9 protein-coding genes and 1 riboswitch are annotated in these 11379 nt (G+C 67.6%); of the genes, 4 read left to right on the forward strand and 5 right to left on the reverse strand.

Going from position 1 to position 11379, the window contains the following annotated elements:
- From AC5IG3_RS09855 to AC5IG3_RS09865, 3 genes are all read right to left on the reverse strand, one after another.
- A complete protein-coding gene (locus tag AC5IG3_RS09855) occupies window positions 1-870 on the reverse strand; it encodes an HDOD domain-containing protein (protein WP_491906123.1) in 870 nt (289 codons plus the stop codon).
- Between the two features lie 24 nt (window positions 871-894).
- Window positions 895-3804 carry an EAL domain-containing protein gene (locus tag AC5IG3_RS09860; protein WP_491906124.1) on the reverse strand — a complete coding sequence of 970 codons (2910 nt, stop codon included), beginning with the start codon at window positions 3802-3804 and terminating at the stop codon, window positions 895-897.
- A gap of 136 nt (window positions 3805-3940) precedes the next feature.
- Window positions 3941-5164 carry a YbfB/YjiJ family MFS transporter gene (locus AC5IG3_RS09865; protein ID WP_491906125.1) on the reverse strand — a complete coding sequence of 408 codons (1224 nt, stop codon included), beginning with the start codon at window positions 5162-5164 and terminating at the stop codon, window positions 3941-3943.
- Between the two features lie 118 nt (window positions 5165-5282).
- Window positions 5283-5377: riboswitch (S-adenosyl-L-homocysteine riboswitch) on the forward strand.
- Window positions 5378-5469: 92 nt separating this feature from the next.
- On the opposite strand from AC5IG3_RS09865, the gene ahcY reads away from it, so the two are divergent.
- The 4 genes from ahcY (at window position 5470) to AC5IG3_RS09885 (ending at window position 9562) form a co-directional block, all read left to right on the forward strand.
- Window positions 5470-6903 carry an adenosylhomocysteinase gene (gene ahcY / locus AC5IG3_RS09870; RefSeq protein ID WP_491906126.1) on the forward strand — a complete coding sequence of 478 codons (1434 nt, stop codon included), beginning with the start codon at window positions 5470-5472 and terminating at the stop codon, window positions 6901-6903.
- 103 nt (window positions 6904-7006) lie between these two features.
- Complete coding sequence (locus AC5IG3_RS09875; RefSeq protein WP_491906127.1) at window positions 7007-7825, forward strand: TlyA family RNA methyltransferase; 819 nt, start codon at window positions 7007-7009, stop codon at window positions 7823-7825.
- 50 nt (window positions 7826-7875) lie between these two features.
- Window positions 7876-8718: a methylenetetrahydrofolate reductase [NAD(P)H] gene (gene metF / locus AC5IG3_RS09880; protein WP_491906128.1), complete on the forward strand. Its 843-nt coding sequence runs from the start codon at window positions 7876-7878 to the stop codon at window positions 8716-8718.
- A 229-nt stretch (window positions 8719-8947) separates the two neighbouring features.
- On the forward strand, window positions 8948-9562 hold the full coding sequence (locus tag AC5IG3_RS09885) for an OmpW/AlkL family protein (RefSeq protein WP_491906129.1): 615 nt from the start codon (window positions 8948-8950) through the stop codon (window positions 9560-9562).
- 41 nt (window positions 9563-9603) lie between these two features.
- Here AC5IG3_RS09885 and AC5IG3_RS09890 read toward each other — a convergent pair whose 3' ends face one another.
- Window positions 9604-10149, reverse strand: a complete 546-nt coding sequence (locus tag AC5IG3_RS09890; RefSeq protein WP_491906130.1) for a DsbA family protein — start codon at window positions 10147-10149, stop codon at window positions 9604-9606.
- A gap of 17 nt (window positions 10150-10166) precedes the next feature.
- The gene (locus AC5IG3_RS09895) at window positions 10167-11132 is read right to left on the reverse strand and encodes a substrate binding domain-containing protein (RefSeq protein WP_491906131.1); all 966 of its coding nucleotides are present in this window, start codon (window positions 11130-11132) and stop codon (window positions 10167-10169) included.
- Window positions 11133-11379 lie beyond the last annotated feature (247 nt).

The raw sequence follows: 11379 nt of genomic DNA on the forward strand, positions 1-11379 counted from the left end.
TCAATTCCTCAACTGGACGGCCAGGGCCTCGGACAGGGCGATGACGCCCGCCTCGGTGTGTTTGAAAATACGCAGCACCTGCGCAGGCGACAAGGCCAGGGTCGCCCAGGTCGCGGGCTCGATGGCGGAAACCTGTTCAAGCGCCGTGCCACCAGCATCCAGCGCGTGCGACAGGGCGTTCGCCAGGTGCACCAGATGCGCGAGCGAGTCCGGCGGGCTCAAAACCTCGGTCGCCGTGATCGTGTGGTGACACTGGATGGCCACGACCACCGCCGCCGGAAAGCGCCAGTGCTCGGCAATCATGGCGCCGACCTGGGCGTGGTCGATGCCCAGCACCTCACGCTCGACCTCTGGCAGCGGGCGGTCCTGGGCCTGTGCCAGCGTCAGCGTCACGCCTGTCTCGTTCGGAAAGTAGGCCGCCAGCGCCAGATGGCCGATGTCGTGCACCAGCCCGCCGATGAAGGCCATCTCGCCGTGGCGCCCGAGTTCGTCGGCCAACAACTGGGCCGCCATGGCCGCGCCGATGCTGTGGCGCCAGAAGGCGTTGAAGTCAAAGCCGGCACAGTGGGTGTGGCCGAACTGGTCGGACACCGCCGCTGTGGCGATCAGGTCGCGCAGCGTGCGACGGCCCAGCATGCACATGGCGTCCCGGATGGTGGAGACCCGGCCCGGCACGCCATAGAAAGCCGAATTGGCCAGGCGCAGCGTCCGGGCGGTGATGGCCTGGTCACGGGCGATGCAGGTGGCGCACTCGTCGTCGCTGGCGTCATCACGGCGCAGCATGACCAGCGCATCCATCACGGCACGGGACAATGCGGGCAGGGCCTGGACGCGATGGCGCAGATCGGCCAGGCTGAGGGTGGTTCTCATGATGTGAGGAAGCTCGCTGGCATGTCAGACGCTGCTGGGCAAGGGTTGGGGAGTGAGGACCAGCAGCTGGCCGCGCGGACCACCACCAGTGACGAGCTCGCTTTTGTGGATCTGGTAGCGCCGGTCGTCGATGTCGAGGGAATCGGGCATTGGTATGGCCCCCAGGCACGGCAGCACGTCGCAGGCCGGGTGTCCGAGCAGGCTCGGATGATGAGCCAGCGAACGCGCTGCCAGCGAATTGGCATAGGCCACGAAGCCATCGGAATCGAGGCCCAGCACCAGGACCGGCAGGTCGTCCAGGATGCCTCGCGTGCCTTCGACACTGGCGCCGAGCAGCTCGGTCTGGTCGCGCTGCTGGACCAGCAGCCGACCCAGCCGCTCGTTGAGCTCGCCCAGGTCGGCATTGGCGGTCTGCACCTGGCGTGCCAGGCGGCGGTTCTCATCGGTCAGTTCCTTCTGCCGGAAGGCCTCGGCCACATGGTCCCGCAGCAACTGGTCGTCCCAGGGTTTGGTCAGGAACTTGTAGATCGCGCCTTCGTTGACGGCATCGATGATCGACTGCAGCTCGGTGTAGCCCGACAGCACCATGCGCACCGTGTGCGGGTAGAGCGCCTTGGCGCGGCGCAGGAACTCGACGCCGGTCATGCCGGGCATGCGCTGGTCGGAGACGATCACATCGACCTCATGCTCGGCCAGGCGCAACAGGCCTTCGGCGGCGCTGGTGGCGGTGATGATGTGATAACCGTCGCGCCGCAGCAGGCGCTTGAGCGAGGAGACGATGTTGTCCTCGTCATCGACCAGCAGCAGCGTGCGCGTGCGGTGCATGCGCGTCACGAAACGCTCGGGCAGGCGCCGGCCCTCGCGCAGCAGGGCCTCGAAGGCCTCGACCGGCACGGGTGGGCTGAACCAGAAGCCCTGGAATTCATCGCAGCCGTGCGAGGCCAGCAGGCTGAGCTGGCCGTCCGTCTCGACGCCCTCGGCCAGCACCCGCATCTGCAGGTCGTGCGCCATGTTGATGATGGCGCGCGTGACCGAGACCTGCTGCGTCGCCGCCGTCACGTCCTGCACGAAGGATCGGTCGATCTTGACCACGTCGATCGGCAGGCGGCTCAGGCTGCTGAGGCTGGAGTAGCCGGTGCCGAAGTCATCGAGCGCGATCTCCACGCCGATGGCCTTGATGGCACACAGCGTGGTCATGGCCTGCTCCAGATCGGCCATCAGCATGCTTTCGGTGAGCTCGACGCCCAGGCTCCCGGCGCGTGCGCCCGTCTCCAGCAGCAGGGTCTGAATGTGGCGTGCCAAATCGGGGCGCTGCAGCTGGGCAGGTGACAGGTTGACAGCCAGGCGTACCGCTGGCAGTCCGGCACGGCGCCAGGTCGCGAGCTGTTCGCAGGCGCGGCGCAGCACCCAGTCGCCGATGGCGCCGATCTGACCCGAGCGCTCGGCAATCGGGATGAACTCGGCCGGGCTGACGAAGCCGAGCTGCGCTGAATTCCAGCGCAGCAGCGCCTCCGCACCGCAGATGGCACCGGTGGCCAGGTTGACCTGCGGCTGGTAGTGCAGCGTCAGCTCCTGCTGGTCGATGGCGTGGCGCAACGCAGACTCGATCGCCATGTCACGCCGGACACGGGCCGAGACTTCCTGGCGAAACTGAGCAATGCCGGTGGCACCTTTGACGTCCAGCCGCGCAGTCTGCGCCGCCTCCAGCAAGCCGTTGGGCGTGTCGCTGTCGAGCGGAAACGCAGCCAGGCCGATGACGCCCTGCGGAAAGACATCCGTCAGGCCCAGGCGGACCGGCGCCTGCAGCAGACGCTGCAGCGCCTCGGCGCGCACGAACACGTCGATAGGCACGCCGTCCGGGCCAGCCTCCAGCAGCAGCGCGAACTCGGTGTCGCCCAGTTGCGCGACCGTCTCGCCCGGGCCGCAGGCCTCCTGCAGCCGCGCCGCCAGCGCCATGGCCAGCGTGTCGCCCGCGCCGAAGCCCATGCTGGACTTGATCTCGGCGATGCGCGACACGTCGATCGTCAGCAGCGAGAAGCCGCGCGACTCCCAGCGCGCGGCATGCATGGCGGCGTCGAGCTGATCCAGCAGCGCAGTGCGGTTGGGCAGGCCGGTGACTTCGGTGTGGCTGGCGAGGTCGACGATGCGCTGCTCGGCCTCACGCTGCGCGGTGATGTCCTGCAGCAGCGCCACGCCTTGCATGCGGCGCAGGCCACTGGCGCGCAGCATGCCGCGATGCAGAACCACCAGACGCTGGCCGTCGGCACACTGCACGCGGTGCTGGAATTCGAACGCTTCGTTCGGCGTTGCGTTGCGCCAGATGCCAGCCACGTAGGCGCGCTCCTCGGGGGGCACCCAGGCCAGCGCGTCCAGGCTCATCAGCGTGCCAGATTCTGCGGTCAGGCCCACCAGCGCGCGCAAGCCGCTGGAGGGCTTGACGGTGCCGGACGGCCACTCGACCTCGAACGATCCCGAGCGGCACAGCGCCTCGGTGTGAGCCAGCATGCCGGCATTCCACTCGACTCGACGCAGCGCGTCATGCAGTTCGGTGATGTCGAGCAGCGTGATCAGCACGGCCGGGTGGCCATGGAAATCGATGCGGCGGGCGAAGACCCGCGCCTCGAAGGTGCTGCCATCCTGGCGCTGGCAGCGCATCTGGCCGGGACGGCCGATCTTGCCCATCAGCCGCCGCTGCACCGTGGCCTGGGCATGCTCGCGGAATGCCGGAGCGGTGGTGACCAGATACGACTGACCGATCAACGCTCCGTGCGACCAGCCCAGCAATTCGGTCAGCGCCGGGTTGGCATAGCGGATCACATCGTCCTGGACCACGAACAAGCCGGTCTGGGCCTGTTCGGCGAGCGTCTGCTCCTGATCGATCAGGAGCGGTACGCCGTCAGCGGGCGTCGGGGTAGCGGGAAGGACGATGGACATGCCGACGCAGTAGGTGACAAGGATCGGCCCGGGCCCTCAATCGGGGGCCAGGCACAGGTCGTCCAAGCTTAGCCACGCCGGCGCGGCGCGATCGGCAGAAGTGCGGCGGGTTGGCCAGCCTTCTTGAAGCCGCCCGTCAGCCCAGCGCCCGCTGCCGGCTCGACAGCACCGAGCCCAGCGCCAGCACCCCCGCCGAAATCGCCAGGCCGCGCGTCAACCCGAGTGTGCCGCCGCCAGCCGCATCGGCCACCCAGCCGGTGATGCTGGGGCCGATGATCTGGCCGGCGGCAAACACGATGGTGAAGGCGGTGATGCCCGAGGCCCATGCCGCCGGCGCGTGGTTGTGGCGCACGAACGCGGTGGTGGCCGCCACCACCGACAGGAACACCGCGCCGAACAGCACGCCCGAGACCAGCACCACCAGCGGCTGGCGGCTCAGCACCGGCAGCAGCGTGGCCACCGCCAGCAGGCCGTTGAGCAGCATCAGCGCCCTGCCGTTGCGATGCCGCTGCAGCAGCCCGGCCCACAGCCACGACGACGCCACCACGCCCGCGCCCAGCAGGCTGTAGAAGCCGATGATCTGCGCCGTGCTCTGGCCCTGCTCGCGCAGCAGCGTCACCACGAAGGTCATGTAGCCGATGTAGCCCAGCCCGAAGCACAGGTAGCCCGCCAGCGCCCAGCCCATCGGCACCCAGGCCACGGCGGTGCGCGCGCTGGCGGCGGTGGGGGGCGCGCTCAGGGCGCGGGTGCCGCGGGCGGTCAGCCGGGTGAAGAGCGCGGCGCAGCCGGCCACCGCGAGCCAGGCGGTCGGCCAGTCAGGCGGGCTGCCTGCGGGCGCGCCCGACATGAATCCCGGCACCAGCAGCGCCGAGGCGATCACGCCCAGGCCGACGCCACCGTAATAGATGCCCAGTACCAGCCCGGCGCTGTGGCTGCGCTCGGCGGTTTGCTGGCCGGCCAGCCGGGCGGCCAGCAGCCCGCCGCAGACGAAGCTGGCCGCGCTGGCCACGCCGGTGATCAGACGCAGCAGCAGCAAGACCGAGTCCGAGCGCGTCAGCGCGTGCGCCGCCAGCAGCAGCGCCGCGCTGTAGCCGCCCCACAGCAGCAGGCGGCGGGCGTCGAAGCGCGCCAGCAGGCTCGGCATCAGCAGCGCGCCCAGCAGGTAGCCGGCCGCGTTGGCGGTGTTCATGGCCCCGGCCAGGAAGTAGCTCCAGCCCAGGTCGGCGCGCATGGCAGGCAGCAGCAGGCCGTAGGCAAAGCGCGCCAGCCCGAGCGACACCGCAGACGCCAGCGCCAGGGCGGCGGCCATCAGCAGAACGGGCGGCGGGCGCGAAGCGGCAGGGGACGAAGAGGGCGTCATGGCGGGCGATGGGCAGGTGCCGGTTGACTGGGGTGGCGCAGTCTCCCACGCAAGCCGTGCACGATGCCGCGACAAGTGCCGTACCCGGCATGCAGCGGGTTGGCTAGAATCGCGCCCTGCTTCCGAGGAGCGTTGCGAGGTCGGTCCTTCACCTTGAGGTGATGCACCCGCCCCAGGCTCGGAACCCACATCTGGCAACGGCGCTCACCCGCTCGCACACCACCGGCGAGTCTCAGGGTGAGCTGCATCCGGCAGTTCCCCCTTGAAACTCATCCGGCGCGGCGGACTCTGACCGAGTAAACGCAATGAACGCTGCTGTCAAAACCCTGCATGCCCAGGACTATTACGTCGCCGACCTGACCCTCGCGCCCTGGGGCCGCAAGGAAATCAAGGTCGCCGAGACCGAGATGCCCGGCCTGATGGCCATCCGCTCGGAATTCGCCGCCAGCCAGCCGCTCAAGGGCGCACGCGTGACCGGTTCGCTGCACATGACGATCCAGACCGCCGTGCTGGTCGAGACGCTGCAAGCCCTGGGCGCCGAAGTGCGCTGGGCCTCGTGCAACATCTTCAGCACGCAGGACCACGCCGCCGCCGCGCTGGTCGCCGCCGGCACGCCGGTGTTCGCCTACAAGGGCGAGACGCTGGCCGATTACTGGGACTACACCCACCGCATCTTCGAGTTCGGCGCCAAGGGTGCTGAAGGCGAAGGCCCGAACATGATCCTCGACGACGGCGGCGACGCGACGCTGCTGATGCACCTGGGCAAGAAGGCCGAGACCGATCCGTCGGTGCTGGCCAACCCGGGCAGCGAAGAAGAAACCTGCCTGTTCAACGCCATCAAGGCCAAGCTGGCACAGGACGGCACCTGGTACAGCCGCAAGGGCGCGCAGATCATCGGCGTGACCGAAGAGACCACCACCGGCGTGCTGCGCCTGAACGAGATGTCGGCCAAGGGCACGCTGATGTTCCGCGCCATCAACGTCAACGACTCGGTCACCAAGAGCAAGTTCGACAACCTGTACGGCTGCCGCGAGTCGCTGGTCGACTCGATCAAGCGCGCCACCGACGTGATGATCGCCGGCAAGGTGGCCTGCGTGGCCGGCTACGGCGACGTCGGCAAGGGCTCGGCCCAGGCGCTGCGCGCCCTGTCGGCCCAGGTGTGGGTGACCGAGATCGACCCGATCAACGCGCTGCAGGCGGCGATGGAAGGCTACAAGGTCGTGACGATGGAGTACGCCGCCGACAAGTGCGACATCTTCGTCAGCGCCACCGGCAACAAGAACGTCATCCGCTACGAGCACATGGCGGCGATGAAGGACGAGGCCATCGTCTGCAACATCGGCCACTTCGACAACGAGATCGACGTCGCCTCGCTCGAAAAGCTCGAATGGGACGAGATCAAGCCCCAGGTCGACCACATCACCTTCCCGGACGGCAAGAAGATCACGCTGCTGGCCAAGGGCCGCCTGGTCAACCTCGGCTGCGCCACCGGCCACCCGAGCTTCGTCATGAGCTCGTCGTTCGCCAACCAGACCATCGCCCAGATCGAGCTGTTCACCAAGCCCGATGCCTATGAAGCCGGCAAGGTCTATGTGCTGCCCAAGCACCTGGACGAGAAGGTCGCGCGCCTGCACCTGAAGAAGGTCGGCGCGATGCTGACCGAGCTGAGCGACGAGCAGGCCGCCTACATCGGCGTGAGCAAGCAAGGCCCTTACAAGGCCGATACGTACCGCTACTAAGCAGGTCGGGGCGCGCGGTTCTGCCGCGCGTCACCTGCCCTGTATTTCTTTTCTTTTGACCGAGCCAGAATTTTCAATGCGCATTGACCAACTCATCGTCCAAATGGGCCTCGCCCCCACCCGTTCCGCGGCCCAGCGGTTGATCGAGACCAAGGCAGTGCGCTGGCTCGGCCCCAAGGGCTGGACCGTACCGGCCAAGGCCGGCGAAGACGTGCCCGAGGGCGCGCAGATCGAAGTCACCAACAGCGATGAGCTGCGCTTCGTCTCGCGCGGCGGGCTCAAGCTCGAAGGCGCGATGGCCCAGTGCGACATCGACGTCACCGGCCGCACCTGCCTGGACGTGGGCCAGAGCACCGGCGGCTTCACCGACCTGCTGCTGCAGCAGGGCGCGGTCAAGGTGGTCGGCCTGGACGTCGGCCGCGACCAGCTCGCCGCCAAGCTGCGCGCCGATGAGCGTGTGGTCTGCTACGAGGGCATCAACGCCCGCGACGTCGAGGGCAGCGACTTCGCCGCCGACTGGCCAGAAGCGAGCTTCGGCTTCATCACGGCCGATGTGTCGTTCATCTCGCTGTCGCACGTGCTGCCGACCCTGTTCAAGTACCTGGCGCCGGGCGGCGACCTGCTGGTGCTGGTCAAGCCGCAGTTCGAACTGCAGCCGGCACAGATCGGCAAGGGCGGCATCGTGCGCGACAAGGCGCTGTTCACCGACGTCGAGACCCGCACGCGCCAGACCTGCCGCGCCTGGCCGATGAAGGTCAACGCCTACTTCAAGAGCCCCATCACCGGCGGCAACGGCAACACCGAATTCTTCATGTGGGTGCGCCACCCCGAGGCCGGCGACAAGCCGATCGCCGAGTCGACGCCCAAGAAGAGGGCCGACAAGCCCAAGAAGGCGGCGAAGTCCACGAAGCCCACGACCTGAATCCCGCCTCTGGCCGCACGCCGGCCACGCCCGACCCCACCGGACCTGTCATGACCACCACGACCGCCCTCCCGCCGCTGAGCCTGGAATTCTTCCCTCCCAAGACGCCCGAGGGCGCCGCCAAGCTCGCCACCACGCGGCAGGAGTTGTACGCGCTCAAGCCGCAGTTCTGCTCGGTGACCTACGGCGCGGGCGGCAGCACGCAGGACGGCACGATGAGCACCGTGCAGGCCATCCTGAATGAAGGCCAGGACGGTGCCTCGCACTTCACCTGCGTCGGCGCGACGCGTGAATCGGTGCGCGAGAAGCTGGCGCAGTTCCAGGCCATGGGCATGAAGCGCATCGTCGCGCTGCGCGGCGACCTGCCCAGCGGCTACGGCAACATGGGCGAGTTCCGCTACGCCAGCGATCTGGTCGCCTTCATCCGCGCCGAGACCGGCAACCACTTCCACATCGAGGTGGGCGCCTATCCGGAAATGCACCCGCAGGCCAAATCGCCGCAGGCGGATCTGGACGCTTATGTGGCCAAGGTGAAGGCCGGCGCCGATTCGGCCATCACCCAGTTCTTCTACAACAGCGACGCCTACTTCCGCTTCGTCGAGGACGCGCAGGCGCTGGGCGCCGACATTCCGGTGGTGCCGGGCATCATGCCCATCAGCAACGCCAGCGGCATCATCCGCTTCGCCGACGGCTGCGGCGCCGAGATCCCGCGCTGGATCCGCCTGCGCCTGCAGGGCTTCGGCGACGACACCGCGTCCATCAAGGCCTTCGGCCTCGACGTGGTCACCGACCTGTGCGACCAGCTGCGCAGCGCCGGCGTGCCTGCGCTGCACTTCTACACCATGAACGCCAGCCCCACGGTGCTGGAAATCTGTCGCCGCCTGGGCCTCTGAAGAGGGGCATCACGCTGATTCGCCCGGCCCGCCTGTGGCGCGGGCGCATCAGCGGCGAGCGCATCGGCTGACCTGCATCAAGCAGGCGGGCGCGGCAGCTCACAGCTTGAGCCACCCTTGAGGGGCCACAAGCCGCCCAAGCAGATCGGCACCTGAAATGGCATGGCACGGACAGACACCGGCGTGATCCGGGGTCCGTGCCGTTCCCTACCCACAGGAGTTCCGATCCATGAACAAGCTTTGTTTTGCCCTGCTCGCCGCCGTTGCCACCACCGCCGCCATCGCGCCGGCGGCCCAGGCCCAATCGGCCGGTGATGTCGTGATGCGCCTGCGCGCCGTCAACCTCGACCCCGCCAACAAGGACTCGGTCGTGCTGGGCGGCACCGACGTGGCCGTGACCATCAACAGCAAGGTCATCCCCGAGATCGACTTCACCTACTACCTGACGCCCAACTTCGCCGCCGAGCTGGTGCTGACCTACCCGCAGAAGCAGGACGTCTCGGTCGACGGCGCCCAGGTCGGCACGCTCAAGCACCTGCCGCCCACGCTGTCGGCGCAGTACCACTTCACCCACCTCGGCCCGTTCAAGCCCTATCTGGGCGCGGGCGTGAACTACACGCGCTTCTCCAGCGTGCACCTGCCGACCGGGCTGGACGTCGAGAAGGACAGCGTCGGCCTGTCGCTGCAAGCCGGCGTCGACTACGCCATCGACAGCAAGTGGTCACTCAACTTCGACATCAAGAAGGTTCAGATCCGCACCGACTTGCTCAGCGGCGGCGTCAGCCAGGGCACGATCAAGATCGACCCGACGCTGGTGGGCGTGGGCGTGGGCTACAAGTTCTGATCGAGCCGGCCTTGCGGGAGTTTTTTCGCAGGGATTCAGGCTCAACTGCCCAGCCTGGCCAGCCAGGCGTCCACCGGGTCGCCGCTGCCCATGTCGGGCACGACCAGGCCATCAATCATGAAGGTGGGCGTGACGTGGATGCCGTTCTGGCGGGCGTATCTGGCCTGCCATTTCATCTCCTGGGTGAGTGCCGGGTGCTCGAAGGCCGCAGCGACCGGGACGGCGCTGTACTGCTCGATCAGCGCCAGCACCTCGCGTGGCGAGCGGTCCAGCACCGGGCCTGTGCAGTGGTCGGCCGGCTCGAACGCCTCGCGGTGACTGAAGACCGCCGCCAACACGGCCTTGGCCGACGATTGGCCGCCGGCAGTGGTCAGGGCCGCCAGCACCGCGCGCACGATGGTCGGCGAGAAGCAGTGCCAGGGCTGGGCCAGCAGCCGGATGCGCAGGGTCAGGCGGTCTTCACCCGCGCGGGCCAACAACTCATCGAGCTTGCCGAAGGCCCGCGCCGAGAACGGGCAGGTCGGCTCAAGAAAGACTTCCAACGTGCGGGGGCCGTGGCCCCAGGTCAGCAGGTGGTGGGAAGACAAGACAGCAGCGGCGTGGATCATGGCGTTCCGGTGGTCGTGAGCAAGATGTCGGAGCAATCAGCGGGCTGGGCCAGGCGTTCATCGGTCGCCAGCAGGGCCGTGAAGCGCTCGACCAGAAACTCGTGCAGCGTCCGGATGGCAGGGCGCAGGTGCTGGCGGCCTGGGCTGATCAGGTTGAGCGGGGCCAGTTCGCCCTGCCAGTCAGGACACAGGCGCACCAGTCGCCCGCTGCGCAAGTCGGCCGCCACGTCCAGATAGGACTTGTACACAATCCCTTCGCCCATCAACGCCATGCGGCGCACCGTGTCGCCGTTGTCGCTCTGCATGCTGCCCTGCACGTCGACCTCGACGATCTCGGCACCGCGCATGAAAGTCCAGTGGTTGTGGGACCGGTCGCTGAGCATGAAGCACAGGCAGTCGTGCCGTGGCAGTTCGCGCGGGGAAGCCGGCATGCCGTGCCGGGCGATGTAGTCAGGCGAAGCGCAGAGCGCACGCCGATTGCTCGCGGCGACCGACAGGCTGACCATGGACGAGTCAGGTGGCTCACCGTAGCGCAGCGCAATATCGACAGGATGGCGGGTCAGATCGAGCACACGATCCGACACCGACAGGCGCAGCTTGACGCGCGGATGGCGCTGGCGGAACTCGTTGAGCCAAGGCAGCACCACGTGGTTGCCCAAGTCGGAGGGCATCGAGAGTTGCACCACGCCGCTCACCTGGCCTTGGTGGGTGGACAGGCGCTCACTGGCCTGCAGCAGCAGATCCAGGCCGGTGCGGCAGTCGTCCAGAAACTGCTCGCCCTCCTGGGTGAGCCGCAAGGCGCGGGTCGAGCGCACGAACAGCGGCACCCCCAGTTCGGCCTCCAGGCGCTTGATGACGGCGCTGGCAGCTGCCGGCGTCATGTCCATCGTACGGGCCGCAGCCGACAGGCTAGCGGCCTGCGCTGCGCGGACAAACAACTGAAGATCGCTGAGTGCTTTCATCGGGACTGTTGCAAATCGATCATCAATTTTTCCTTGAAACAGTTTCGCTGCAATGGGCATGAACACCGCCACGAACGCCCAGGGGCGTGACATCTGTTTACAGAACCATGGTTTACCCCCAAGAAATACAGGACTTTCAAGGAAGCGTTGAAGCTATTTCCTGACAAGACGTCTTGGTTTTGTCAGTTGCGGTGCTGACAATTGACGCGAAGCAAGCCAGATCACGCAGATCCGGCGACGCCCCCAC

Source organism: Leptothrix sp. (in: b-proteobacteria) (assembly GCF_965250675.1).
In the GTDB taxonomy this organism is placed as follows: domain Bacteria; phylum Pseudomonadota; class Gammaproteobacteria; order Burkholderiales; family Burkholderiaceae_C; genus Sphaerotilus.